Here is a 24882-nt window from a genome sequence, read left to right on the forward strand (position 1 = left end):
CCGGGCCTAGGCCGAGGCGCGGCGGATCAGCTCGGTCGGGAGGACCTCCCGGCCGGGCTCGACCTCCTCGCCGGCGACCAGCCGGAGCAGCGTCCGCACCATCCGGCGCATCTGCTCGGCCGGGTGCTGCCGGATGGTGGTCAGCGGCGGGTCGGACAGCGGGGCCACCGCGGGCTGGTCGTCGAAGCCGATCACCGCGATGTCCTCCGGCACCCGCTTGCCCGCCGCCCGCAGCACCCGCAGCGCGCCATCGGCCATCAGGTCGTTCGCCGCGAACACCGCGTCCAGCTCGGGCAGCCGTTCGAGCAGCTCCCGCATGGCCTGCTCGCCGCCCTGACGGGTGAACTCGCCACAGGCGGTCAGCTGAGCGGCCCGCTCCTGGCTCACGCCCATCGCCTGCTGCCAGCCGGTCAGCCGGTCCAGCGCGGCCTTCTCATCCGACGGCCCGGTGATGGTGGCCACCGTGCGGCGGCCGAGGCCGAGCAGGTGCTCGGTGGCCATCCGCGCGCCGCCCACGTTGTCGTTGTCCACCAGGTGCAGGCCGTCCTCCGGCATCCACAGCTTGCCGCCGAAGACCACCGGGATGGGCAGGCCGGCCACCGCCTCCGGCAGCGGGTCCCGCTTGTGCGGGGCCAGCAGCAGCGCGCCGTCCACGTGCCCGGCGCCCAGGAAGCGCAGCACCCTGGCGTGCGTGGTCTCGTCCTGGGTCAGCATCAGCACCATCTGGGTGTCCATTGTGGACAGTTCCTCGGTGGCGGTGCGGACCACGGTGGAGAAGTGCGGGTCGTCGAAGACCTTGTTCTCCGCCTCGGAGAGCACCAGCGCGATCGCCTCGGTGCGCCGGGTGACCAGCGTCCTGGCCGCCTTGTTCGGCACGTAGCCCAGCTGGCGGACCGCGTTGTGCACGGCCTCGCGCGCCTCCGGGCTGACCCTGGGCGAGTCGTTGATCACCCGGGACACGGTCGCGCGGGACACGCCCGCCACCGCGGCCACGTCCTCCAGGGTCGGGCGGCCGAGTCCGTGCGCGAGGGCGGGCGGCGTCTTCACCCCGCTATTAATACAGAAAAGGATCACAAAAGCCGAATGCGCCGCCCCGGTGTCGAGAAACCACCGGGGCGACGCAAACGGGCAAACGTGAATTCAGTATCGATTTGATTTCCGGCCGGTCACCTACCGGCGCGGGCGCAGCGAGTTGCCGAGCAGGACCAGGCCGATGAACAGGGCGATCGCCGCGATCGCCCAGCGCACGTCCACCACCTGCCAGATGACCCCGTCGGTGAGCGCGAAGGCGGCCACGCCGAGCCCGCACACCCCGAACAACACCATGAACAGGCTTGCCTTCGGCTTGCGCTCGGTCTGCTGCTCAGCCGACACGGTGCACCTCCACAGATCCCGGCCCCTGCACTTCCGCGCGCAGGCGCAGCTTGCCGCCTCCGGGGCCGTCCGCCCCGTTGTCGTCCAACTTGACCTCGCCGCCGCCGTTGCGCTGGTTGTCCAGGCACTGCACGGCGCCCACCGCCGCGCGGCAGTACAGGTCGACGTCCACGTCCTTGCCCACCAGCACCTGGATCGTCCCGGTGCCGACCACGACGCTGGTGCCCGCCGAGCGGTCCGGCTTGGCCGGGTCCGGTTTGGTCAGGTCCAGCTCGGTCAGGTCCAGCTCGATCGACCCGGCGCCGACCCGGTAGCTCGGCTGCAGGTTCGCCACCGAGGTGATCCGGTGGTGCTGGTTGCCGAAGGTGTGCGTCCAGTACTGCGAGGCGGTCAGCCCGATCGCCACGATCGCCAGCGGGAAGCCCAGCACCACCAGCAGCCTGCCACCGCCGCGGAAGGCGCCGACCAGGGTGCCGATGGCCAGCACCGCGACCACCATGCCCAGCACGTGCGGGGCGGTGAACCAGGGCACCAGCCCGGCCAGGATGCCGGTCACGCTGCCCACGATGAAGGCCAGCGCCAGCGTCACCCCGGTGACCCTGGTCTTGCGCTTGGGCTCCGGCTCGGCCTCCACCTCGGCGGTGCGGCGCGGTTCCGGCAGGTCCCAGGCGAAGGGCGCGGCGCCCAGCGGGTCCCACTGCGGCGGGGTGCCGGTGGCGGGGTAGGTCACCGGCGGGAAGCTCGGCGTGGGCAGCGGCTGGGACACCGGGGACTGGGACATCGGGGCCACTGGCGGCGCCGGGGCCTCCGCCGTGTGCGCGCTGGTGGTCTCGGTGGCGGGCTCGGGGGCCTCAGCGCTGATGACCTGGGTGGTGTCGGTCGCGGCAGGCGGCTCGACCTGGCTGGTCACCTGCTCAGGGCGGATGCCCAGGTTGACCGTGTGCTGCTCGGGGGCCGCGGGTGGCTGCGGGGTCCGCAGGTCCATCGTCGGCTGGTCCGGCGGCGCCGGGGTCACCGGGGTACCGGGCGTCATGGTGGTCTCCGGCATCGGGAAGGAGGGCGGCGCGACCGGGCTGTTGCCCCGGCTGCGGTGCAGGAAGAACGCCAGCGCCACGATCAGCACCATGGCGAAGATGCCGCCGATGAACGTGGTGGCCGCCCAGCCGAAGGCGGGCAGCATCCCGAAGATCAGCAACAGGGTCAGCGGCTTGGGCGTGGCGCTGTGGCCCCTGCCGAGCAGCGCCTCCAGCGGCGACACCCGGTCGTCGGGGCCGGGCAGGATCAGCCAGCCCAGCAGGTAGATGATCATTCCGATGCCGCCGTAGACCGCCGTCACCACGAGCGCGACCCGGATCACGACCGGATCGATCGCATAGCGGTTGCCGATCGCGGCGGCCACCCCGGCGATCTTGCGATCTTCCCTGGGCCGCCGTGGCCGCGACGACCACAGGTCGCGCAGCGTCTCCTCGACGCGCATGTTTCCGTCCGTCCCGCTCACGGTGACCAGCTTGGGCCACGCCCGCACCCGCCCACATCAGGGAAGCCCCCCGACCCCACCCCGAGGCGGGGTCTCCGGGTTGCGCCCCGATGCGAATCCGCACCTGCACGTGTGACCATGCCATGGTGAACTCCCAGGCCACGATCGGCAGCACCGAGCGCGGCGGCACCGGCCAGCCCCCCGCGACCGCGGGCGAGGCGGCCACCGTGGCGCTGCCCCTGCGCATGTACCGCCGCCGCAGCGGCCGCATCCTGGCAGGGGTGGCCGGCGGGCTGGCCGAGCACCTCAAGGTGAACGTGCTGTGGGTGCGGGTCGCCTTCACCGTGCTGGTCGCCTTCGCCGGCGCGGGCGTGCTCGCCTACGGCCTGCTCTGGCTGCTGGTGCCGCAGCGCACCGGGGCCGAACCGCAGACCGAGAACCCGGTGCAGCGCCAGCAGGCCATCGGCGTGCTCGCCATCGGCGTGGCCATGGCGCTCGCGCTGAGCATGTGGAGTGGCGCGATCAGCGGCTGGGTGGTCGGCCCGCTGGGCGTGGCGCTGGCCGGCGCGGCCCTGGTCTGGCGGGAGGCCGACGAGGCGCAGCGCCGCCGCTGGCGGGACTCGGCCAAATCCGGGATGCTCGGCCGCGGCGGCCGGATGGCCATGCTCCGGGTGGTGGCCGGCATCCTGGTCTCCACCGCCGGCGTGGTGTTCTACCTGGTCAGCAGCGTGGACCTGAACCAGGCCCAGCTGGCCGTGATGGCCGTGGTGGTCACCCTGCTCGGCGTCGGCGTGCTCACCGTGCCCTGGTGGCTGCGCCTGGTCCGCGACCTCAACGAGGAGCGCCGGGCGCGCATCCGCACCGAGGAGCGGGCCGAGATCGCCGCGCACCTGCACGACTCGGTGCTGCAGACTCTGGCCCTGATCCTCAAGCAGGCGGACAACCCGCGCGAGGTCAGCCGCCTGGCCCGCGGCCAGGAACGCCAGCTGCGCAGCTGGCTGTACGGCCCGGCGGGCTACGGTCGCGGCGCGGCCACCGCGGAGGCGGAGGAGCCCGCGCACGGCGTGTCCGGGGAGAGCCTGGCCGACGCGGTGGGCATCGCCTGCGGACAGGTGGAGGACACCTTCGCCATCCGGGTGCAGCAGGTCGTGGTCGGGGACTGCCCGCTGGACGACCGGATGGCCGCGCTGGTGCAGGCCGCCCGCGAGGCCGCGGTCAACGCGGCCAAGCACGCCGGGGTCGGCGAGGTCAGCGTGTACGCCGAGGTCGAGCCCGAGGTGGTCTACGTCTTCGTGCGGGACCGGGGCGCCGGGTTCGACCCGGAACAGGTTCCAGCGGACCGGCACGGGCTCGCCGACTCGATCCACGGCAGGATGGAGCGCAATGGGGGCAAGGTGCGGGTGCGCACCGCGCCTGGCGAGGGCACCGAGATCCAGCTCGAGATGCCCAGGGCGAGCAAGGAGGCACGGACGTGAGCGAAGAGGTCGAGAACGCCGAGACACCCGCGGAGCCACGCGGCCCGGTCAGGGTCTTCCTGGTCGACGACCACGCGCTCTTCCGCGCCGGCGTGCGCGCCGAGCTGGAGGCGCACGCCGAGGTCGAGGTGGTCGGTGAGGCGGGCTCGGTCGGCGAGGCGGTGGCCGGCATCGGGCACTTCCGCCCGGACGTGGTGCTGCTGGACGTGCACATGCCCGACGGCGGCGGCAACGAGGTGCTGCGCCGCGCCCGCAAGGCCTTCCCGGACGTGGTGTTCCTGGCGCTGAGCGTCTCCGACGCGGCCGAGGACGTCATCGCGGTGATCCGCAACGGCGCGCGCGGCTACGTCACCAAGACCATCTCCGGCCACGAGCTGGTGGACGCGGTCTGCCGGGTCCGCGAGGGCGACGCGGTGTTCTCGCCGCGGCTGGCCGGCTTCGTGCTGGACGCCTTCGCCGACCGGCCGGGCGCGGCCCCGATCCGCGACCCCGAGCTGGACCTGCTCACCCCGCGCGAGCGGGACGTGCTGCGCCTGCTGGCCCGCGGCTACGCCTACAAGGAGATCGCCTCCGAGCTGTTCATCTCGATCAAGACCGTGGAGACGCACGTCTCCAGCGTGCTGCGGAAGACCCAGCTGTCCAACCGCTACGAGCTGTCCCGCTGGGCCTCCGACCGCCGCCTCGTGTAGCTACTCCCCGGCTGAGGCCGCCGCGCGCACCGGCAGTGGTTCCGGTGCGGCGGCGGCCGTCTTGGGCTGGTGCCGAGTCAGCACGACCCCGCCCAGCACGACGATCATGCCGAGCACCACCCGCAGGCCGATCTCCTCGTTCAGCACCAGCGCGCCGAGCAGCACCGACACCAGCGGCATCAGGTAGGTAACCGTGGTGGCGCTGGTCGCGCCCTCGTCCGCGATGAGCCGGTAGAAGAAGATGAACGCGATCCCGGTGCCGAAGACGCCGAGCACGACCACCGCGGCCACCGAGGTCAGCGTCAGGTGCACCGGCTGCAACCCGGCGAAGGGCACCGCCAGCGTGATCAGGCCGGTCGCGGCGAGCATCTGCCCGGCCGAGACCACCACCGGCGCGAGCCCGGCGCCTGCCAGGAACCGGCTCATGTACAGCGCGCCGACGCCGTAGCTGACCGCCGCGCCGGTGATCGCCAGCGCCCCGCCCAGCTCCGAGGCCGCGCCCTGCCACGGCGCGAAGATCACCAGCGTGCCGGCGAAGCCGAGGGTCAGCCCGATCGCGCGCACCATGCCCAGCTTGCGTTCCTGCCCGACCACCAGGCCCAGCAGCAGGGTCCACAGCGGCACGGTGGCGTTGAGCACGCCCGCCATGCCCGAGTCCACGGTCAGCTCGCCGATGCCGAACAGGGTGAACGGCAGCACGTTGCTGAAGAAGGCGGCCACGGTCAGGTGGCCCCACAGGCGGCCGCCGCTCGGCAGCCGCAGCCGCTGCACCCGCACCACCGCGAGCAGCACCAGCGCCCCCAGCGCCACCCGGACCAGCACGATCTGCACCGGGGAGAACCCGGTCAGCGCGAACTTGATCCAGAGGAAGCTGGAGCCCCAGAACAGGGCCAGCAGGCCCAACCGCACCAGATTGCCCTTAGATGTCACGTCAACAACGGTGCGCTCCGCAACCTGTCAGCACAAGTGAATACTTCTACACGACTCTTTAGCGAATCTGTACAGTCAGCGGCATGCTCGACGTGCGCCGCATGCGTGTCCTCCGGGCCGTGGTGACCAGCGGCTCGGTCACCGCCGCGGCCACCAACCTGGGCTACACGCCCTCGGCGATCAGCCAGCAGATCACCGCGCTGGAACGCGAGGCCGGGCTGCCGCTGCTGGAGAAGTCCGGCCGCGGCGTGCGCCCCACCGAGGCGGGCAGGCTGCTCGCCGAGCACGCCGGGGTGATCACCGCCCAGCTGGCCGAGGCCGAGCGCTCACTGGCCGACCTGCGCGAGGGCCGCACCGGCCGCCTCGGCGTCAGCTTCTTCGCCACCGCCGGCGCCGCGCTGGTGCCGCCCGCGGTGGCCACCTTCCGCCGCGCGCACCCCACGGTCCGGCTGGACCTGACCCTCAAGGACCCGGAGAGCCCGCTGGAGGAGGTGCTGGCCGGCCGGGCCGACCTGGCCGTGGTGGTGGTCTTCGACGACGAGCCGCCGCTGCCGGACATCCGGCTCACCCACCTGTTCGACGACCCCTACCGGCTGGTGCTGCCCAAGGGCCACCGGCTCACCGCGAAACGGGTCATCGACCTGGCCGACCTGGGCGGCGAGCCCCTGGTGGACAGCATGACCACCAGCGGACCCTGCCGGAAGGCGGTGCTGGAGGCCTGCGCCAGCGCCGGGTTCAGCCCCTGCTTCGTGGTCGAGTCCGACGACTTCCCCACTGCCCAGGGCTTCGCCGCGGCCGGTCTCGGCCTGACCCTGGTGCCCAAGCTGGGCCTCGGCGCGGTGCACCCGGGAGTGGTGGTGCGCAAGGTGCGCAACCCCGAGCCGGCGCGGCGGATCTTCGCCGCGGTGCGCGAGGCGGACGCGGATCGCCCGGTGCTGCGCGCCCTGCTGGCCGCGCTCCAGTCGGCCGCGGCAGTGGCCGCGCGCTAGTTCGCGCCGCCGACCCTGGCGTCCCCGCTGATCTGCGGCGCGCCGGTGTCGGGGTTGGGGGAGAGGGTGAGCAGCCGGATCTCGGACTGGTCCTCCTCGCCCTCCTTCTTCTTGACGTAGGTCAGCTTGATCCGCACCTTGTCCTTGCCCTGCGCGGCGACCTCGCCGACCTCCACGTCCTTGAAGCCCTCCCAGAACTTCTTGTAGGAGGCGAACGGGGTCTTCTGCTGCATCGCCTGGCCCAGCCGCTGGTAGGCCTGTTCGGGCTGGCCCGGCAGCAGCGCGTAGTAGCGCTTGGCCTCCTGGACCATGTCCTCCGGCGTCAGCGTCGGCGCGGCCGAGGTGGTGGTCGGGCTGGTGCTGGTGGTGCTGCTGCTGGAGGTCGGCTCGGCGCTGGTCTTCTTCGTCGGCGGCGGCTTCTTCGCGCTGGAGGCGGCGGTCGTCGTCGGCGCGGGCACCCCGGTGTTCGGGTTGGCGTTGCCCGAGCTGTTGCTGGAGACCCAGTCCGCGATCAGCACGCCGATCAGCGCCGCGATCACCACGGCCGCGGCGGCCAGCAGGATCGTGGTGCGCTTGGACCGTTCCGGCGGCGGGGGCGCGCTCTTCGGCGCGGCCATCGGCCGGCCGCCCGTGCCGGTGGCCGGATGCGGGCGCGGCGGCGGGGTCGGCGGACCGACCCTGGTCATCGGCGCGTCCGAGAGCGGGCGGGCGTCCAGCCTGGTCATCGGCTGTTTCGGCTGGTGGTGCGGGCCGGAGCCCTGGTGCAGCCGGGGCGACTGGAGCGCCGGCGGCATCGACTGGGTCGGCGCGGACGGCCCGTTGGGCAGCTGGGTGGTCGGCGTGACCACGGTGGCCCAGCCGCCAGGAGGCGTGCTGAGCGCGCTCTGCCGCCCCGCGGCCACCGCGGAGAGGGCTTCGCTCGCCTGCGTCATCGTGGGGCGGTCGTTCGGCTGCGGCCGGAGCAGGTGCATCAGCACCGGGGTGAGCGGACCGGCCATCTGCGGCGGGCGGACCACCCCGGCGGCCACCGCGTGCAGCAGCGCGAGGGTGTTCTCGTTGAGCCCGAACGGCGGCTCGCCCTCCACCACCGCGTACAGCGTGGAGCCCAGGGAGAACACGTCCGAGGGCGCGCCCGGCTCGTAGCCCTTGGCCACCTCCGGCGCCAGGTAGGCGGGGGTGCCGGCGAGCATCCCGGTGCGGGTGACCGTGACGTCGCCCTTCGCCCGGGAGATGCCGAAGTCGGTGATCTTCACCGTGCCGTCGTCGGCGATCAGGATGTTGCCGGGCTTGACGTCCCGGTGCACGATCCCGGCCTGGTGCGCGGCGCCGAGGGCCAGCGCGACCTGCGCGCCGATCCTGGCCACCTCGCGCGGCGGCAGCGGGCCCTCGTCGTTGACCACGGCGGCCAGGCTGCGCGAGGGCAGGTACTCCATCACCAGCCAGGGCGCGCCGTCGTCCTCGGCCACGTCGAACACGCCGATCGCGTTGGGGTGCTGCAACCGGGCCGCGATCCGGCCCTCGCGCATCGCCCGCTGCTTGGCCTCCTCGGCCTCGGAGTGCTCCAGGTTGGGCTGGAGCAGCAGCTGCTTGACCGCCACGACCCGCTGGAGACGTTCGTCCTTGGCCTGCCAGACCACGCCCATCGCACCGGCGCCGATCCGCCTGGTGAGTCGGTAGCGCCCGGAGACCAGGCGGCCTTCGTCGCTCAACGCTCCTCCGTAGCCCGGGTCCCGGTGTCGGTCACGCCTCCTAGGTTAGGGGTATCACCCGGACGGGTTGACTTGCGGCTGGTCAACTGGGGTGTGCCCGCTTACCGACGTGATGCCATCAGCGCTGGTCAGCGGCCTTTGCTGGACAGCACCTTGGCGTTGGTGATTTTCCGCTGCACCTTGTCCACGGTCATCCGCTGCTCGACCCGCAGGGTGCGGCCGTCCTTCCAGCGGTAGTCCACGGTCACCACGGCGGCGTCCGCACCGTCGGCGCGGGACTCGGTGACGGTGGCCGACTCGACCCCGGCCCAGTCCGCCTTGAACTCCTCCACCCCGCCGGTGCGCATCTCCGGCGCGAGCATCGCGTAGGCCTGCTCCGGCTGGTCGGGCGCCTTGCTCAGCAGGCCGAGGATCGGGTCCAGGATCGGGTCGAGCAGGCCGCCCCGCTTGCTGGTGGTCGGCGCGGCCGAGGTGGGCTTGGGCGCGTTGGAGGTGGGCTTGGGCGCGCTGGAGACCGGGATGCCGGGCTGGCTGGTCTGGCCGCCGGTCGGCTGCGGGTCGGCGCCGCCGCCACCACCGGTGCCCGGCTGGTCGCTGCCGACGCCGCCGTTGCCGCCACCGCCGGTGTTCCCGTTGCCGCCCTGGCCGCCGCCGTTGCCGCCGCCGTTGCCCTGCGAGCCGTGGCCGCCGTTGCCGGCCTGGCCGCCGGTGCCGCCCTGGGTCCCGTTGCTGCCCTGGCCGCCGGGCTGGTCGCCGCCGGGCTGCTCGGCGCCGGTCTGCTGACCGGTCTGCGCGTTGATCGCGTTCGGCGACAGGGCCTTGCCGCCGACGATGCCGGAGAAGTTCTGCTGCGCCGCGGCAGGCGTCTTGGGGCCGTCCTCGAAGCTCATGTAGGCGATGCCCAGCCCCACGGTGCCGCACAGCACCGCCACGCCGGCGGCCGCGCCCAGCACCCGCAGCGCGGTCTTCGGGCGCCGCTCCGCCGTGGGCGTCTGGCCCTCCCTGCGCAGCAGGTCGGTCACCAGGATCTGGGATTCCGCATCCCGCGAACTGCCCTTGCGCACCGCGATCACCTTCCGGCCGGGGGAGCTTCTCAACGGGGTTGAGATACCGGACTTGAGGTGTTGTGTGCCACCAAATCGGGTGAATTTGTGGGCAATCTTCGGCCTAATGGCCTAGCCGCGCTGGGCTGAAAGCAGCTCCGCCCCGGTGATCCGCATGGGCACCGCGTTGGCCAGCCGGAGCAGTTGCTCGATGGTCAGCCAGCTGCCGTCGGCCTGCTGCAGCCGGACCACCGCGAGCACCGAGCCGTCCGGCCGGACCTCGACCTCCTTGAGGTCCAGCTGGCGCAGCTCGCTCCAGGACCGGATGAAGGCGGCCAGGTCGCCGAGCAGGTTCGGGGTGAGCAGGCCGGCCGCGGTTTCCGGCTGCTTCTGGCCGAGCCGCTGGTAGAACTCGCGGACCACGCCGACCGGGGTGTTCAGGCCCTGTGCGGGCGGCTGGGTGGTCGCGCTGCGCTGGGCGCCGGGCTGGGTGGTCACCACCGGCTTGCCCGACCGCACGGCCAGTGGCTGCGCCTGCTCGCTGACCGGCGGGTTCGGCCGGGCCGCGGGCGGCACCGGGCTGGCCGCGGCGGCCTGGCCCTGCTGGGAGGTGCGCGGGCTGACCAGCTCGGCGGTGAGCAGGTCGGGTCGCAGCACCATCGCGCCGGTGAGCTCGGTGGCGCGCTGCACCGGGGCCCGCTCGGCCTGCGGGGTGGTCCAGATGTTCGAGGTGATCGCCGAGGCCGCGGTGACCGCGCCGGTCAGCACGACCGCGCCGATCAGCATCCCGATCAGCCGGGTCGAGCGCCGGGTGCGCTCCAGCGGCTGCGGCGGGGCGACCGTCACGGTCGTCTCCTCGCCGAGCAGCTCGTCGACGAACTCCTCGGTCTCGACTACTTCGCGCGGCGGGATCCGGACCGGGCAGGGCTGCTGCCTGATCAGGTCCGCCACGGTGACTGATCCGGCACGGTGGTGCCGACGACCAGTCGTCGAACGCTCCACGGTGGTGGCCTCCGTACGTTCTGTGGTCGTCAGGACTCGTACCGTCACATCGGCAGCAGGTGCCAGCGACTGGCCACAGTTCACCCGTTCGAGTCGATAAACGGTCGGAAAAAGCCAGTCGAACGGATGAATGGTCACCCTTCGGATTCGGTCCGGCGGGGCCTGGACCTCACCGTTCGGCGGTGGACACCAGCCGCTCGCCGTTGACCAGCGGCACCTCGGAAACGGTGAAGACGAGCTCCCGCTGCTGGGTGCTCAGCGACCCGTCCTTGGCCTGCACCTCCACCACTGAGGTGGTCACGCCCCGGCCCGGATCGACCTGGATGGTCTTCACCTCGACCCGCTGCAGGTTGTCGAAGCGCTGCTGGAACGCGGGGAACCCGCTGTCCTTGATCGCGGGCCCGCTGAGCGCCTCGAAGGCCCGCTGCGGGTCCTCCGGCAGCGCGGCGAAGAAGGCCATGGTCTGCCCGGCCAGCTTGTCCACCGGCACCAGCGGCACCGCCCGGTCGTTGGTCACCGTGGTCACCGGCGGCAGCGAGGTGCTGCTGCCCGGCTTGGTCTCGCCGCCGCCGCCGGTGAGCCGGGACGGGCCCGAGGGCGTGCCGGTGGTGCGCGAGGTCTTCGGCCCCGCGGTGGGCGTGCGGCCTGCGCTGCTGCTGCTGTTGTTGTTGCCGCGGCCACCGCCGCTGGGGCTGGGCTTCCCCGAGGAGGTCTTGCTGCCCTCCGGCAGCACCATGTCGCTGGGGTAGCCGGGCAGCGACTCCAGGTGGTCCTCGCCGTCCGGGCTGACCAGCGCGGCCGCCGCGGCGACCAGGACCAGCAGCACGGTGGCCGAGGACAGCCCGGCGAACCAGGCCGCCCGCTTCCAGGTGCGCGGTGGGGTGACCGAGGCCGGGACCATGCCGAGGTCGAACTTGCGCAGACCGGGCGGCGCGGTGTCGGCCACCGGGTCCGCCAGTGGCGGCGGCTCCGGCCGCGACACCTCCGGCGTCCAGGACAGCGCGTTGGCTTCCGGGCGGTGCCGGCCGTGGCGTGGCCGGTACCGCTCGGCGGGCCCCTGTCCGCTGTTCATCTCGCTGACCTCTTTCGCCCCAGCAGGGCGGTTTCCCGCCTATGCCGTGTTGACCACCTGGAACGTCTCGGCGAGCCTGCCCTCGGGCAGGCCGGCGTGCTTCGCCTGGGCGGCGAACTCGCCGCGGAGCTGCTCGTCGAGCCCCGCCATTCCTCCGGTCTGTGACTGGTGCGCGCGCAGCGCGGCCAGCTTGATCGGCATCAGGTCGGTGATGTCGACGGCCTGCCGCCGTCGTTCGCGCGGGCCGTCGGCCAGCCACAGCTCGCGCACCGTCCAGGGCGCCAGCCCCTCCTGGGTGAGCAGCTCGGGGTAGGCGTGCGGGTTGCGCGCGTCCGGGTAGACCGCGGCCAGCGCGGCCTCGCCCGCGGCGCGGTGGTCCGGGTGCGAGGTGACGATGTGGTCCCAGTTGATCTCCGGCGACCAGGTCAGCACCCGGTCCGGCCGGAAGGTGCGGATGATCCTGGTGATGTCGCGGCGCAGCGCGAGTCCGGGCACCAGGCGTCCGTCGGGGTGGCGCAGGAAGTACAGGGTGGTCACGCCGACGATCTCCGCGGCCGCGCGCTGTTCCTGCTCGCGCAGTTCGGCGATCTCCGCACGGGGGGTGTCCAGGTCGCCGGTGGCCTCACCAGAGGTGCACAGGCAGTAGGCGACCTCGATGCCCGCCTTGGTCCAGGCGGCCACCGTCCCGGCGGCGCCGAAGTCGACGTCGTCCGGGTGAGCTGCGACGACCAGCACGCGGCTGATGCCGCCGTCGTCGTTGGTGGGTTCGTGAGCCATCTCACCCAGGGTAGGTGGCCCGGGATGCGGTTGCGCTCCGGGTCCCTCTAACTACCCGGCGTGATACCCGGACGGGTGTACTCCACCCGCCCGGTATCAAGATCAGCTGGCCTTGCCATACCGCTCGTGAGTGGCCCGCAGCTCCTTGACCGCGGTCAGCCCAGCGCCGGCGGCCACCACGACGGCCAGCACGTCGAAGACGAACCCGCCCATGGTCATCAGCAGCGCGAGCACGGCCAGCACGACGGTGATGCCCACCTTGGGCATCCGCTCCTGCACGTAGTGCACGACCGGCTCGCCGCCCGCCCGCTTGGCGGCCGCCGACTTGAGCATGGCCAGATAACCGCCGTTGGCCACCGAGGCGAGCAGGGCGACCAGCCCGACAAGAACAGCGATGAGATGCATAAACCCAGTGTGCGCCGGTATTACAGCGGCGGCATCGGTGACATCCCTGAGATGCTGCCCCGGTGATCGACGTCTACTGGCACCCCGACTGCCTGGCGCACGACACCGGCACCGGCCTGTGGGAGCTGCCCGGCCGCTGGGACTGGCTGGACGAGCCCGAACCCCACCCGGAGAACGCGGCCCGCCTGCGCACCTTCCAGCACGCCCTGCGGCACGGCCCGGTCAAGGACTCCCTGCGCTGGCACCAGGGCAGGCACGCCTACCCCACCGAACTGGCCGAGGTGCACGAGCTGCGCTACCTCGCCGACCTGAGCAGCGCCTGCGGCACCGGCGAACTGGTCGCGATCGAGGAGAACACCGTCGTCGGCCCTGGCTCCTGGGCCGCGATCCGGGCGGCCGCGGGCACCGCGATCGAGGCCACCTGGTCTGTGCTGTCCGGACAGTCGAACACCGCCTACGCCCTGGTCCGCCCACCCGGCCACCACGCCCAGCGGGGCCAGGCCGACGGCTACTGCCTGGTGAACAACGTGGCCCTGGCCGCCAAGATGGGCCTGGCCCACGGCCTGGAGCGGGTGGCGATCCTGGACTGGGACGTCCACCACGGCAACGGCACCCAGGAGATCTTCTACGACGATCCCAGGGTGCTCACCATCTCGGTGCACATGCGGCACGGCCGCTGGGGCAAGGCCCACCCACAGACCGGCGCTCCCGAGGAGACCGGCGCCGGCCACAACGTCAACATCGAGCTCTCCCTCGGCGCCGGTGACGAGGCCTACCGCCGCGCCTTCACCGAGATCGCCGAACCCGTGCTCCGCCAGTTCCGCCCGCAACTGCTGCTGGGCGCCTCCGGTTTCGACGGCTCCACCTTCGACCCGAACGGGCGGCACAACCTCACCGCGGCCGGCTACCGGTGGATCGGCGGCCGGGTGGCGGCGCTGGCCGAGGAGCTGACCGGCCACGGCCCGGTGCTCACCCAGGAAGGCGGCTACCTGCGCGGCTACTCGGCACTGTGCCTGCACGCCCTCATCGAGGGCCTGCTCGGCCACACCGAACCACTGCTGGCCGACCCGCTGGCCTACTTACCGGACGACTCAGCGCGAAACCCCGACCGCACCACGGCGGACCTGAACCTGGTGCGGTCGGCGCTGCGCGAACACTGGGACCTGTAAAACGCACCCGGCCACGCCTCACCACACCACTCGTTGCGAAAGAGGCGTGGCGCGCCAGCGACACGCCGGGCTCTTGACCAGCGACGGGGTTGTGTTTTCGCGTCGCCTTGTCGTGCGTCCGACGCATCCGAAGCTTGCTTCGCGTGCGGCGGATGCACGACGAGGCGACTCAAGAGCGAAAACACCCGCGTGCGGAGCACGCCAATGTCACAGTCACCGCCCGAGGCGGCCGCGACCGAGGCGGAGCAGGATCATGGCCAGTTCCTTGCCCTCGGGGCCAAGCTCGCGGAAGCGTGCCAGCACCGCCATCTCCCGGCTGTAGACGATCTTCGGACCGCCCGCGGCCATCCGCGCGGCGCCGATGGTCTGGGAGACCTCGGTGCGGCGCTGTATCAACCGGAGGATCTCCGAGTCGAGGTGGTCGATCTCCTCGCGCAGGGAGTCGATGTCGGTCTCGGTGCTGGTGGACTGTGCGTCGCTGTCGAGCGCGGCGTTCATGGCGATCCTCATCTGCTCGGGTGGACTGACCCGGCTATCCCGGTCCCCGCAGCACAAAGCCCCGGGTCCAAGGACTCCGGGGCATCGGTCGTGGTTCGGCTGGCGTCAGCTGACCACGGGTGCCGGAGTCCGGTACCCGTAGAAAAAGTAAAACGCGCGGTGAGCCACAGATCGATTCTGGCACGCTTGCGCCCTGCCGTCGAGTCGTGTCCCGCTCGTTGAGAGGAACCTCCATGCGCAAGCTCGCCCTGACCGCCACCGGACTGGCGGTGCTCGCCGCGGCCGCGCCGATCGCCGGCGCGGCTCCTGCCCTGGCCTACGACATCGCGGTGACCAGCAGCAAGACCGAGCTGCTCGCCTACAACCACGAGACCTTCACCTTCGAGGTGACCGTGCGCAACCCGGGCACGGTGGCCGGGTCCGCGGGCGCGGTGCACGCGCCCAAGATCAAGGGCCTGACGCTGCGTGCCAGTGGCGCGGGCTGGACCTGCACCGAGCCGGAGGCCTGGGAGTTCTTCTGCATGAGCCAGGAGAACATCCCGCACGGCGGCAGCCTGCCGCCGATCACGGTGAGCGGCGTGCCCGACGGCACCACCTCGCACACCTTCATCCCGGTCACCGTGGACGGCTGGCGCCGCTCCGAGCAGAACCACGCCAACAACGTGGTCAACGTGCTGGTGACTAGCTACGAGCACTGACCTCCACCGGCAGGGCCCGGTTGGCGGCCCTGGTGAGCAGGATCCCGGCCACCACCATGCCGGCGACGCCCAGCGCCAGGGCCATCAGCTGGCTGTCCATGGCCTGGCCGAGGCTGCTGGCGAACAGCCCGAGCAGCGCCCACACGCTGGACCAGCCGATCGAGCTGACCGCGCCGAGGAAGAAGAACCGGCGCGGCGGCACCTTCATCGCCCCGGCCAGGATCGGCGCCAGGGTGTGCCCGACCGCGACGAACCGGACCGCCACCATCATGCTCGGACCGGCTGACCGCACCAGCGCCTCGGTCCGCGCCCAGCGGTGCTCGCCCAGCTTGCGGCCCGCCCAGCTGTACCGGATCTTGCCGCCGGTGCCGCGACCCAGCAGGTAGCCGCCGGTCTGGCCGATCAGCGAGCCGAGGCCCGCGGCGATGGCCACCAGCGGGAAGTACTCCGGCCCCAGCGCCACCGCACCCGCGATGACCACCAGTTCGCCGGGCACCAGCGAGCCCACCAGCAGCGTCGCCTCCACCACGCACAGCGCGGTGATGATCAGCAGAATCGTGACCGGTCCAAGCCCCGCGAGGTCCGGCATCAGGTTCATGACATCCCTCTTACTAGGTCGACTGGACTAGTAGCGATGTTGTCGCTGAACCGGGTGCGAAGAATCGGGGAACGCCCCTGGCCCGTCCCTGAACGCGACCCAGGGGATGTCGGGGCCGCCGAGTACCGTGGTCTCCCGATGGACGCCTTGTTCGAACTCCACGAGCCCCCCGCCCCGCGCCGCCCGGCCCCCGCCGCGCCTGCCGAGTTGCTGCACGGGCTCAACCCGCGACAGCGCGAGGCCGTCGAGCACAGCGGGTCGCCGCTGCTGGTGGTGGCCGGCGCCGGTTCGGGCAAGACGAAGGTGCTGACCAGCCGGATCGCCTACCTGCTGGCCGCGCGCGGGGTGCACCCCGGCGAGATCATGGCGATCACCTTCACCAACAAGGCAGCCGCGGAGATGAAGGAGCGGGTCAGCGCGCTGGTCGGCCCCCGCGCGCGGGCGATGTGGGTGTCCACCTTCCACTCCATGTGCGTGCGGGTGATGCGCCGCGAGGCGAAGTCGGCCGGGCTGAGCTCGAACTTCTCCATCTACGACAGCGACGACTCGCGCAGGCTGATCACGCTGGTGGCGCGGGACCTCGACCTGGACCCCAAGCGCTACCCGGCGCGCACCCTGGCGATCCACATCTCCAACCTGAAGAACGAGCTGCTCACCCCGGAGGACGGCGCCGAGCGCGCGGCCAACGACCTGGAGCGCCGGGTCGCCGAGGTCTACGGCGAGTACCAGCGGCGGCTGAACCAGGCCAACGCGCTGGACTTCGACGACCTGATCATGCGCACGGTCGAGCTGCTGCAGAACTTCCCGGCCATCGCCGAGTACTACCGGCGGCGGTTCCGGCACGTGCTGGTCGATGAGTACCAGGACACCAACCACGCGCAGTACGTGCTGGTCAGGGAGCTGGTCGGCACCGGAGAGGGCGGCATCCCGCCGGGCGAGCTGTGCGTGGTGGGCGACGCGGACCAGTCCATCTACGCCTTCCGCGGCGCGACCATCCGCAACATCGAGGAGTTCGAGCGGGACTACCCGCAGGCGCGCACCATCCTGCTGGAGCAGAACTACCGCTCCACCCAGACCATCCTGTCCGCGGCCAACGCGGTCATCTCGCGCAACCAGGGCCGCCGGGACAAGCGGCTGTGGACCGACTCCGGCGACGGTGAGCAGATCGTCGGCTACGTCGCCGACAACGAGCACGACGAGGCCGCGTTCGTGGCCAACGAGATCGACCGGCTGGTCGACTCGGCCGAGGCGGTCAACGGCGACATCGCGGTCTTCTACCGCACCAACAACTCCAGCCGCGTGTTCGAAGAGGTCTTCATCCGGCTCGGCTTGCCGTACCGGGTGGTCGGCGGCGTCCGGTTCTACGAGCGGCGCGAGGTCAGGGACGCGCTGGCCTACCTGCGGGTGCTGGACAACCCGGAGGACACGGTCAGCCTGCGCCGCATCCTCAACGTGCCCAAGCGCGGCATCGGCGAGCGGGCCGAGGCCGTGGTCGCCGCGCACGCCGAACGCGAGCGGATCTCCTTCGCCGCCGCGCTGCGTGAGGCGGCCGCGGACCGGATCCCGCTGCTCAACCCGAGGTCCCAGCGCGCCATCGCCGGGTTCACCGACCTGATCACCGAGCTGCGCGGCCTGGTCGAGGTCGGCCAGGACGTGGCCGAGGTGCTGGACACCCTGCTGGACAAGACCGGCTACCGCGGCGAGCTGGAGGCCAGCGACGACCCGCAGGACGCCTCCCGCCTGGACAACCTCACCGAGCTGGTGACGGTGGCCCGCGAGTTCGTCCAGCTCCAGGTCGCCACCCCCGAAGACGACGCCGACGGCGGGGCTGTCCTGCCCGAGGACGAGGGTCTGCCCGCCCAGGACTCCCTGGCGGCCTTCCTGGAGCGCGTCTCCCTGGTCGCCGACTCCGACCAGCTGCCGGACGAGGGCGACGGCGTGGTCACCCTGATGACCCTGCACACCGCCAAGGGCCTGGAGTTCCCGGTGGTCTTCTGCACCGGCTGGGAAGACGGCATGTTCCCGCACCAGCGCGCCCTCGGCGACCCGGCCGAGCTGGCCGAGGAACGCCGCCTGGCCTACGTCGGCATCACCAGGGCCAGGGAACGCCTCTACGTCTCCCGCGCCCTGATGCGCTCGGCCTGGGGCCAGCCGATGATGAACCCCGCCTCCCGCTTCCTGGACGAGATCCCGGCCAACCTGCTCGACTGGCGCCGCGTGGAACCGGAACGAGCGGGCCCCGCCGCGGCTACCACCTGGGGCCGCCGCGGCTTCGACCGCGCCGCCAGCAGCGAGGTCAGCAACTCACCCTTCGCCCGCCGCGCCGCGCTCAACAAGGGCTGGCAGAACACCCCGTCCATGACCCTGGACGTCGGCGACCGGGTGAGTCACGACAAGTACGGCCTGGGCACCGTGATCGAGACCAACGGCACCGGCCCCCAGGCCACCGCCACCATCGACTTCGGCACCTCGGGCAAGGTCCGCCTGATGCTCATCGGCGGCGTCCCCATGGTGAAGCTCTAACCAGCCGGCGGCCCCCACCCCGGTGGCGGTGGGGGCGGCGGCGGCCGTTTTCATCCGGAACGGCCGCATAGCGCGGATCTGTTCTTCGGCGGTGCAGACCGTCCCTGACACCGGGTCGCGCGCTACCAGCCAGTACGCACTGACCCGTTTGGGCTAACGGGGTCGGGCGTTGCACTTCCGGGCAGTGACCGGTTCCCCTTGCAGGCTTCGGCCACGGGTCTGACCTGCGGTTTTGGCTCGAAAAAAAGTTGAATCCCGGACCGGCGACTACTGGGGAAGTTTTGTCGGTGGGTGGGTGTTAGATCAGCATCGACACCCGATCGGGCGGGTTTGGCGGGGAGGGGTACGGGTAGTTACCAGATAACGGGGCTTCGGCGGTTGAGGGCTCTGGGTGGCGTGTTTCGGGGGCCGCTCGGGTCCGACGGGAGACAACCGGCGGGGAACTGTGGGGACACGCGTCCGCCCGGGTGCCGCAGGGAAGTGCGGCATCCGGGCGGAGGCGGTAAACGCTGGGGCGTGGCTACTTCACGAAGACGCCGCGCTCGTTGAGCCAGGGCAGCGGGTTGATCTTCTTGCCGCTCGGGCTCCACACCTCGAAGTGCAGGTGCACGCCGGTGCTGAAGCCGCGGTTGCCCATGGTGGCGATCTGCTGGTTCGCCTTGACCTTCTGGCCCTGCTTGACCGTGATCCGGTCCATGTGGCCGTAGACGGTGATGGTGCCGTCCTTGTGCTGCACGCGGACCCACAGGCCAAAACCGCTTGCCGGGCCGGCCTCGATGACCTCACCATCAGCGACGGAGACGATCGGGGTGCCCAGGCGGTTGGCGATGTCGATGCCGTAGTGCGTGGTGCCCCAGCGGCCACCGAAGCCGGAGGTGAACACGCCCTGCGCGGGCGAGACGAACATCGGCTTGCGGGCCTCGGCGTCGCGGGCCGCGCGGTCCTGCTGGTCCTGCTTGATGCGCTCGCTCTTGGCCAGCTTCTGGTACTCGAGCGAGGCGTCCGTGGTCCGCGAGAGCGGGAGGACCTCGAGGGAGTCGCCGCCGATGGCGGTGAAGCTTGCCTTGGCGTCCGCGCCGGAGGCCAGCGGGGTGACCTCGTCGGACGCGGCGGCGTTGCCGCTGCCGGTGTCCAGGGACGATCCTGCGGCCACAAAAGCGCCGGCCGCTACTGCTGCTACGACAACCCTGCCACGCATGGCAGAGGGCGGCGGCGGAAGCCGGTGCGCGCCGCGGGGACGCGCTTCACCCTTCTGCTGTTCGACCACGTCAACAGCGTGGGAGGGATGACCGCCGCCGGGGGAGCGGTGCTGAGTCAATGCCTGCCCTTCCGTCTCGGGGAGTCCGATTGGACGAGACCGGGCGGGGGATCCCGGTGGAGTCGGTCGGGGTAACCGGCTCCGTGTCCTCTTGTGATCGGACCGTGACAACGGACGCGGGGACAGTAACGGCGCGGCGCCCCTAGGGGCAAACCCCTGGGCCGAGATTCTGCTGAACGGGGGTTACTGACAAGTCTGAGACTTGCTGAGATGACACTCAGTATCCGGAATCGTGTGACCCAGATCACTACCTTGCACGCCTGGGTGCTGGCTCAATCCATCCGATCGAGTGAGATGTGTGAGCACCGTGTGCACGATCGTGGGGTCCACCGGCAGCGAGAGGTGGCCGACGTCGCGCACCCGGTGATTGAGCACGTCCAGATCGGGGTGGGTCAGGCAGGCCGTGCGCTGCGGGATCATGACCTGGTCCAGCTCGCTCCACACCGCCAGGAACCGGGTCCGGCAGCCCGGCGCGGGCCCGGCCAGCTCGCCGAGCAGCTTGGAGCCGGGCCGCAGCTGGCGGGCCAGCCGGGTGGGCAGCAGGTAGGCCGTCATCGTGCCCGCGTGCGGCGAGCCCAGCGTCACCAGCGAGCGGACGTGCTCGTCCCCGCCCTGTTTCTGCACGTGGTAGCGGGCGATCACGCCGCCGAGGGAGTGCCCGATCAGGTGCACCGACTCCGCGCCGGTCTGCTCGCGGATCCGCTCCAGGCAGCGGCCCAGGTACTCCGCGGCGGCCCGGACGTCCCCGGTCAGCGCGGTCAGCACGCTGTAGTTCACCGCGTGCACCACGCCGAACCCGCGCCTGCGCAGCGCGGCGGCCAGGAAGGTGAAGATCGACCGGTTGTCGCCGATCCCGTGCACCAGCACGATCGGGGTGCCCGCCGCCTCCAGGTCCGAGCAGACCAGGCCGCGCTGCATCGGCGGCAACCCGTCGGTGCGGTAGCTGCCGTAGGGGCCCTCCGGCCGCAGCTGCTCGGCCAGCGCGCCCCACGGGTAGAGCACCGCGTGCGCGGCCAGCCAGGCCGTCTCCATGGTCGCCCCGCGCAGCCCGCCAGGGGTGAGCAGGGAACGGACGAAGCGCAGGGTCTCGGCGGAGGCGTCCCGCACGCCGTCGACGCCCTGCCGGGCCTGCTGGAGCAGCTCGCCCGCGAGCCCCAGTAACCCGGTAGTGGCGTCCTTGCCCATACAACTCACGGTAAGTGATCTGGGCCATATTCGCCGCCTGCGATAGCAATCGTTTTATCGGGGCTTGGGCCAGCGGCGACGGGGTATGTCTGGAGATCACTCGACGCGCCTGCGCCACCCGGCTCACCTACGATCTGCGCAGTGACGTCCGGATCCCCCGTCTCGCCCGCCCGGCTACCCACCGCGATCGGTCTGGCCGTGCTCGCGGTCCCGTTCGCCGCACTCGCTCCGCTGATCGGGTCGGTTTCGCCCGAGATGCCACCCGCCTACCCGTCCTGGCTGGTCTTGGCGCTGGTCAGCGCGCTGCCGCCGGTGCTGGCGGTGATCTTCGCCAGTCGCGGTGACCACGGTGGGGCGGCCGGGATCCTGCGCGCCGCCGGCATGCTCGCCCCCGGCCTGCTGCTGGTGGACCTCCAGGTGCTGGTGGACCCGCTGAGCGTGGCCCGGCCGGACCTGTTCGTGCCCACCCAGCTGGTGAACCTCTCCGCGGGCGGCGGCCTGTACCTGCTCCTGCTGAGCCGGCTGCTCATGATCGTCTCGGCGGTGCTGGCCGGTGGCGAGTGGGGCACCGAGGCCAGGGACACCGCCCGCGCCCGGCCGGGGCTGATGTACGGCGTGCTGGCGGTGACCGGGCTGCTCGCGGTGCCGCTGTTCGTGCCCGCGTTCCTCTCCAGCGACCCGTACCTGCCGGTCCGGCTGATCACCGAGTCCCCGGCCCTGGTGGTCGCGGGCACCGTGCTGCTGGCCGGTTCGATGCTGTTCGCGGGTGCGTACTTCGTGGGCGCGGCCGATCCGGAGGTGGCCAGGGGCGGGCTGATCGGCCTGGTCGCGGCCGCCGCCGGCGTGACACTGGTCCCGGCGGTCTCCGCGCTGGCCACGCCCGGCCTGGGCCTTGGCCTGTTCCAGTGGGTGGGGCTGGTGCAGACCGCCTTGGTGCTGGTGGTGCTGGGGATCCTCGCCTGGGTGGCCGGGATGCGCCGGAACCTGGTCTTCGAGATCGGCGAGCTGCCGGGGCACCGCAAGCTCCAGCCGGCCGCCGGGGTGCTGGCCACCGTGGCCGGGGTGCTCGCGGTGGTGGCCAGCGCGCTGCCGATCGCCCGGCTGGCCTCCGGCGAGGTGCAGTCGGTGGGCTCGGCCCGGATGCTGGCGGTCGCCGGGTTCATCCTGCTCGGCCTCGGCCTGCTGCTGCTGGCCAAGGACACCGCGACCAGCTCCCGCCCCGCGCTGGCGGTGGCCTGGGTGCTGGTCCCGGCGACCGGCCTCGACGTGCTGGACACCGCTTTCAGCCAGGTGAACGGGTTGCGGGCGGCGTTGCTGGCCGCGGCCCTGGTGGTGCTCGCGGCGGTCTGCGCCTCGGTCGCCGGGCTGCTGTGCGTGATCGCGGGCGGCCAGGAGCGGGAGGACACCGTGGACCTGTCCGAGATCAGCGCGGACCGGGTGGTGCTGGTCCCCGCGCTGCTCGGGGCCGCGCTGGGCTTCGGCGCCTACCTGCTGCCGGTGGTGGACAACCCGGAGTTCCCGGCCGCCGGACTGCTCTGGGACTTCCGCACCGAGACCTGGGGCCTGTTGCTGAGCCTGACCGCCGTGGTGGGCGCGGCGCTGCTGGCGCCCCGCTCCCGGCCGGCCCGGGCGAGCGCGTTGCTGGCCGGGGCCGCGCTGGTGGTCGCGCTGCGGGTGGCGGAACTGCCGGTGCGCGGCGGCGGATCTGCCGGTCTGGGCTTCTTCCTCGGGCTCGCGGCGCTGGCCGCGCTGCTCGCCGGCGCGGGTGTCGCGTGGTCGCGACGCTCGTCAGCAATGAGCTTCACGGAGTAGCGTGCCCGCATGAGCGGTCGGATTCGCGTGGTGGTGGCCAAGCCCGGTCTCGACGGCCATGACCGGGGCGCCAAGGTGGTGGCGCGGGCACTGCGGGACGCCGGTATGGAGGTCATCTACACCGGCCTGCACCAGACTCCCGAGCAGGTCGTGCAGACCGCCATCCAGGAGGACGCCGACGTGGTCGGCCTGTCCGTGCTCTCCGGTGCGCACATGACCCTGTTCGCCAGGGTGATCGAGCTGCTCAGGGAGAAGGGCGCGGCGGACGTGGTGGTCTTCGGCGGCGGGATCATCCCCGACGACGACATGCCCAAGCTCGCCGAGCTCGGCGTCGCGAAGGTCTTCACCCCCGGCGCGACCACCCAGGAAATCGTGGACTGGGTCCGCGGAAACGTGCCTGCGCAGTAGTGCCGTTGCTCACGGTGACGGACTTCACCGGGTGGTGGTGCGTGTCAAGGGGTGTGACCTCGATAGGGTCTGCCAGGTCCGACACCGGCGTCGCAGGAGACTTCTAGTGGACCTGTACGAATACCAGGCGAAGGATCTCTTCGCCGCCCATGGAGTGCCGGTGTTGCCCGGCGCCGTGGCTAGCACCCCTGAAGAAGCCAGCGCGATCGCGGCGGACCTCGGCTCGACCGTTGTGGTCAAGGCCCAGGTCAAGACCGGCGGGCGTGGCAAGGCTGGCGGCGTCAAGCTCGCCGAGACCCCCGAGGACACCAAGGCCAAGGCGGAAGCCATCCTCGGCCTGGACATCAAGGGGCACATCGTGCACCGCGTCCTGGTGACCCCGGCCTCCGACATCGCGGAGGAGTACTACTTCTCCTTCCTGCTGGACCGGGCCAACCGGACCTTCCTGGCGATGGCCTCCGTCGAGGGCGGCATGGACATCGAGGAGGTCGCGGCCACCAAGCCCGAGGCCCTCGCGAAGGTCCTGATCGACCCGATCAAGGGCGTGGACAAGGCCAAGGCGGACGAGATCGTCGCCGCGGCCAAGTTCCCGGCCGAGGTGGCCGACCAGGTTTCCGCGGTCATCGTGCAGCTCTGGGAGACCTTCGTCTCCGAGGACGCCACCCTGGTCGAGGTCAACCCGCTGGTCCGCGACCCGCAGGGCAAGATCATCGCCCTGGACGGCAAGGTCACCCTCGACGAGAACGCCGACTTCCGGCACCCGGCGCACGCCGAGCTGGTGGACAAGCAGGCGGAGAACGAGCTGGAGGCCAAAGCCAAGGAGAAGGGCCTCAACTACGTCAAGCTCGACGGCCAGGTCGGCATCATCGGCAACGGCGCCGGGCTGGTCATGTCCACGCTGGACGTGGTGGCCTACGCGGGCGAGAAGCACAACAACGTCAAGCCGGCCAACTTCCTGGACATCGGCGGCGGCGCCTCGGCCGAGGTGATGGCCAACGGCCTGGAGATCATCCTGGGCGACACCGACGTCAAGTCGGTCTTCGTCAACGTCTTCGGCGGCATCACCGCCTGCGACGCGGTCGCCAACGGCATCGTCAAGGCGCTGGAGATCCTCGGCGGCGAGGCCACCAAGCCGCTGGTCGTCCGTCTGGACGGCAACAACGTCGAAGAGGGCCGCCGCATCCTGGCGGAGGCCAACCACCCGCTGGTGACCGTGGTGGACACGATGGACAACGCGGCCGACAAGGCCGCCGAGCTCGCTGCTGCGGGGGCATGACCATGGCTATCTTCCTGACCGAGAACAGCAAGGTCATCGTCCAGGGCATGACCGGCGCCGAGGGCTCCAAGCACACCAAGCGGATGCTGAAGTCGGGCACCACCATCGTCGGCGGCGTGACCCCCGGCAAGGGTGGCCAGACCGTCGACTTCGACGGCACCCTGCTCCCGGTGTTCAACTCCGTCGGTGAGGCCATGGCCGAGACCGGCGCGGACGTCACCGTGGTCTTCGTGCCGCCGAAGTTCGCCAAGGGCGCGGTCGTCGAGGCCATCGACGCCGGCATCGGCCTCGCGGTGGTCATCACCGAGGGCATCCCGGTGCACGACACCGCCTACTTCTGGGCGCACGCCAACGCCACCGGCAACAAGACCCGGATCATCGGGCCGAACTGCCCCGGCGTCATCTCCCCCGGCAAGTCCAACGCGGGCATCATCCCGGCCGACATCTCCGGCCCC

Annotated in this window: 24 protein-coding genes; 10 read left to right on the top strand and 14 right to left on the bottom strand. The window is 71.6% G+C overall.

The features are described from left to right. Positions 1-6 precede the first annotated feature (6 nt). The 3 genes from M8C13_RS12265 to M8C13_RS12275 form a co-directional block, all read right to left on the bottom strand. Positions 7-1047 (bottom strand): LacI family DNA-binding transcriptional regulator, encoded by a 1041-nt coding sequence (locus tag M8C13_RS12265; protein ID WP_252480641.1) that lies wholly within the window; start codon positions 1045-1047, stop codon positions 7-9. A gap of 123 nt (positions 1048-1170) precedes the next feature. Then, entirely contained in the window at positions 1171-1374 is a 204-nt protein-coding gene (locus M8C13_RS12270; protein ID WP_252480642.1) for a hypothetical protein, read from the bottom strand. Continuing rightward, positions 1364-2851 carry a PspC domain-containing protein gene (locus M8C13_RS12275; protein ID WP_252480643.1) on the bottom strand — a complete coding sequence of 496 codons (1488 nt, stop codon included), beginning with the start codon at positions 2849-2851 and terminating at the stop codon, positions 1364-1366. Before M8C13_RS12275 ends, M8C13_RS12270 begins: the two co-directional genes overlap by 11 nt. Before the next feature lie 143 nt (positions 2852-2994). Between M8C13_RS12275 and M8C13_RS12280 the strand changes: the two genes are divergently transcribed. Both M8C13_RS12280 and M8C13_RS12285 read left to right on the top strand, forming a co-directional pair. Further along, on the top strand, positions 2995-4326 hold the full coding sequence (locus M8C13_RS12280) for a PspC domain-containing protein (protein ID WP_374213060.1): 1332 nt from the start codon (positions 2995-2997) through the stop codon (positions 4324-4326). Then, positions 4323-5015, top strand: a complete 693-nt coding sequence (locus M8C13_RS12285; RefSeq protein ID WP_252480644.1) for a response regulator transcription factor — start codon at positions 4323-4325, stop codon at positions 5013-5015. The genes M8C13_RS12280 and M8C13_RS12285 overlap by 4 nt, the downstream gene beginning before the upstream one ends. Here M8C13_RS12285 and M8C13_RS12290 read toward each other — a convergent pair whose 3' ends face one another. Next, positions 5016-5945 carry a DMT family transporter gene (locus tag M8C13_RS12290; protein WP_252480645.1) on the bottom strand — a complete coding sequence of 310 codons (930 nt, stop codon included), beginning with the start codon at positions 5943-5945 and terminating at the stop codon, positions 5016-5018. Between the two features lie 83 nt (positions 5946-6028). Here M8C13_RS12290 and M8C13_RS12295 point away from each other — a divergent pair, with 83 nt between their 5' ends. Beyond that, positions 6029-6934 (top strand): LysR family transcriptional regulator, encoded by a 906-nt coding sequence (locus M8C13_RS12295; RefSeq protein ID WP_252480646.1) that lies wholly within the window; start codon positions 6029-6031, stop codon positions 6932-6934. On the opposite strand, the gene M8C13_RS12300 is transcribed toward M8C13_RS12295, so the two are convergent. The 6 genes from M8C13_RS12300 to M8C13_RS12325 all read right to left on the bottom strand — a co-directional run bounded on the left by M8C13_RS12300 (position 6931) and on the right by M8C13_RS12325 (position 12942). Next, positions 6931-8643 (bottom strand): serine/threonine-protein kinase, encoded by a 1713-nt coding sequence (locus M8C13_RS12300; RefSeq protein ID WP_252480647.1) that lies wholly within the window; start codon positions 8641-8643, stop codon positions 6931-6933. The genes M8C13_RS12295 and M8C13_RS12300 overlap by 4 nt on opposite strands. Positions 8644-8771: 128 nt before the next feature. Further along, a complete protein-coding gene (locus tag M8C13_RS12305; RefSeq protein WP_252480648.1) occupies positions 8772-9707 on the bottom strand; it encodes a hypothetical protein in 936 nt (311 codons plus the stop codon). 111 nt (positions 9708-9818) lie between these two features. Further along, on the bottom strand, positions 9819-10637 hold the full coding sequence (locus M8C13_RS12310) for a hypothetical protein (protein WP_252480649.1): 819 nt from the start codon (positions 10635-10637) through the stop codon (positions 9819-9821). A gap of 220 nt (positions 10638-10857) precedes the next feature. Continuing rightward, positions 10858-11760 carry a hypothetical protein gene (locus M8C13_RS12315; RefSeq protein ID WP_252480650.1) on the bottom strand — a complete coding sequence of 301 codons (903 nt, stop codon included), beginning with the start codon at positions 11758-11760 and terminating at the stop codon, positions 10858-10860. A gap of 39 nt (positions 11761-11799) precedes the next feature. Then, positions 11800-12537 (bottom strand): PIG-L deacetylase family protein, encoded by a 738-nt coding sequence (locus M8C13_RS12320; RefSeq protein ID WP_252480651.1) that lies wholly within the window; start codon positions 12535-12537, stop codon positions 11800-11802. A gap of 102 nt (positions 12538-12639) precedes the next feature. Then, positions 12640-12942 (bottom strand): hypothetical protein, encoded by a 303-nt coding sequence (locus M8C13_RS12325; RefSeq protein WP_252480652.1) that lies wholly within the window; start codon positions 12940-12942, stop codon positions 12640-12642. A gap of 62 nt (positions 12943-13004) precedes the next feature. On the opposite strand from M8C13_RS12325, the gene M8C13_RS12330 reads away from it, so the two are divergent. Further along, positions 13005-14111, top strand: a complete 1107-nt coding sequence (locus M8C13_RS12330) for a histone deacetylase (protein ID WP_252480653.1) — start codon at positions 13005-13007, stop codon at positions 14109-14111. Between the two features lie 213 nt (positions 14112-14324). On the opposite strand, the gene M8C13_RS12335 is transcribed toward M8C13_RS12330, so the two are convergent. Continuing rightward, positions 14325-14666, bottom strand: a complete 342-nt coding sequence (locus tag M8C13_RS12335) for a chorismate mutase (RefSeq protein WP_256508921.1) — start codon at positions 14664-14666, stop codon at positions 14325-14327. A gap of 176 nt (positions 14667-14842) precedes the next feature. On the opposite strand from M8C13_RS12335, the gene M8C13_RS12340 reads away from it, so the two are divergent. After that, on the top strand, positions 14843-15307 hold the full coding sequence (locus M8C13_RS12340) for a hypothetical protein (protein ID WP_252480655.1): 465 nt from the start codon (positions 14843-14845) through the stop codon (positions 15305-15307). Here the strand turns inward: M8C13_RS12340 and M8C13_RS12345 are convergent. Then, positions 15291-15905: a DedA family protein gene (locus M8C13_RS12345; RefSeq protein WP_252480656.1), complete on the bottom strand. Its 615-nt coding sequence runs from the start codon at positions 15903-15905 to the stop codon at positions 15291-15293. The two genes, M8C13_RS12340 and M8C13_RS12345, sit on opposite strands and share 17 nt — an antisense overlap. Before the next feature lie 138 nt (positions 15906-16043). Here M8C13_RS12345 and pcrA point away from each other — a divergent pair, with 138 nt between their 5' ends. Beyond that, the gene (gene pcrA / locus M8C13_RS12350; RefSeq protein ID WP_252480657.1) at positions 16044-18428 is read left to right on the top strand and encodes a DNA helicase PcrA; all 2385 of its coding nucleotides are present in this window, start codon (positions 16044-16046) and stop codon (positions 18426-18428) included. 520 nt (positions 18429-18948) lie between these two features. On the opposite strand, the gene M8C13_RS12355 is transcribed toward pcrA, so the two are convergent. Both M8C13_RS12355 and M8C13_RS12360 read right to left on the bottom strand, forming a co-directional pair. Continuing rightward, on the bottom strand, positions 18949-19581 hold the full coding sequence (locus tag M8C13_RS12355) for a M23 family metallopeptidase (protein ID WP_308202791.1): 633 nt from the start codon (positions 19579-19581) through the stop codon (positions 18949-18951). A gap of 348 nt (positions 19582-19929) precedes the next feature. After that, on the bottom strand, positions 19930-20931 hold the full coding sequence (locus M8C13_RS12360; protein ID WP_252480659.1) for a triacylglycerol lipase: 1002 nt from the start codon (positions 20929-20931) through the stop codon (positions 19930-19932). Between the two features lie 141 nt (positions 20932-21072). Between M8C13_RS12360 and M8C13_RS12365 the strand changes: the two genes are divergently transcribed. The 4 genes from M8C13_RS12365 to M8C13_RS12380 form a co-directional block, all read left to right on the top strand. Further along, positions 21073-22743 (top strand): hypothetical protein, encoded by a 1671-nt coding sequence (locus M8C13_RS12365; protein WP_252480660.1) that lies wholly within the window; start codon positions 21073-21075, stop codon positions 22741-22743. A gap of 9 nt (positions 22744-22752) precedes the next feature. Continuing rightward, on the top strand, positions 22753-23151 hold the full coding sequence (locus tag M8C13_RS12370) for a cobalamin B12-binding domain-containing protein (RefSeq protein WP_252480661.1): 399 nt from the start codon (positions 22753-22755) through the stop codon (positions 23149-23151). A gap of 106 nt (positions 23152-23257) precedes the next feature. Continuing rightward, a complete protein-coding gene (gene sucC, locus M8C13_RS12375; RefSeq protein WP_252480662.1) occupies positions 23258-24427 on the top strand; it encodes an ADP-forming succinate--CoA ligase subunit beta in 1170 nt (389 codons plus the stop codon). 2 nt (positions 24428-24429) lie between these two features. Next, positions 24430-24882: CoA-binding protein (locus M8C13_RS12380; protein WP_374213061.1), on the top strand; the 453-nt coding region annotated here is incomplete at its 3' end.

The sequence above is a fragment of the Crossiella sp. SN42 genome, from assembly GCF_023897065.1.
Taxonomy (GTDB): Bacteria; Actinomycetota; Actinomycetes; order Mycobacteriales; family Pseudonocardiaceae; genus Crossiella.

Coding starts and splice junctions, on each gene's coding strand:
- M8C13_RS12275 (WP_252480643.1), bottom strand. CDS start 2,851: ATGCGCGTCGAGGAGACGCTGCGCGACCTGTGGTCGTCGCGGCCACGG.
- M8C13_RS12280 (WP_374213060.1), top strand. CDS start 2,995: ATGGTGAACTCCCAGGCCACGATCGGCAGCACCGAGCGCGGCGGCACC.
- M8C13_RS12295 (WP_252480646.1), top strand. CDS start 6,029: ATGCTCGACGTGCGCCGCATGCGTGTCCTCCGGGCCGTGGTGACCAGC.
- M8C13_RS12315 (WP_252480650.1), bottom strand. CDS start 11,760: ATGAACAGCGGACAGGGGCCCGCCGAGCGGTACCGGCCACGCCACGGC.
- M8C13_RS12320 (WP_252480651.1), bottom strand. CDS start 12,537: ATGGCTCACGAACCCACCAACGACGACGGCGGCATCAGCCGCGTGCTG.
- M8C13_RS12325 (WP_252480652.1), bottom strand. CDS start 12,942: ATGCATCTCATCGCTGTTCTTGTCGGGCTGGTCGCCCTGCTCGCCTCG.
- M8C13_RS12340 (WP_252480655.1), top strand. CDS start 14,843: ATGCGCAAGCTCGCCCTGACCGCCACCGGACTGGCGGTGCTCGCCGCG.
- M8C13_RS12345 (WP_252480656.1), bottom strand. CDS start 15,905: ATGAACCTGATGCCGGACCTCGCGGGGCTTGGACCGGTCACGATTCTG.
- pcrA (WP_252480657.1), top strand. CDS start 16,044: ATGGACGCCTTGTTCGAACTCCACGAGCCCCCCGCCCCGCGCCGCCCG.
- M8C13_RS12360 (WP_252480659.1), bottom strand. CDS start 20,931: ATGGGCAAGGACGCCACTACCGGGTTACTGGGGCTCGCGGGCGAGCTG.
- M8C13_RS12370 (WP_252480661.1), top strand. CDS start 22,753: ATGAGCGGTCGGATTCGCGTGGTGGTGGCCAAGCCCGGTCTCGACGGC.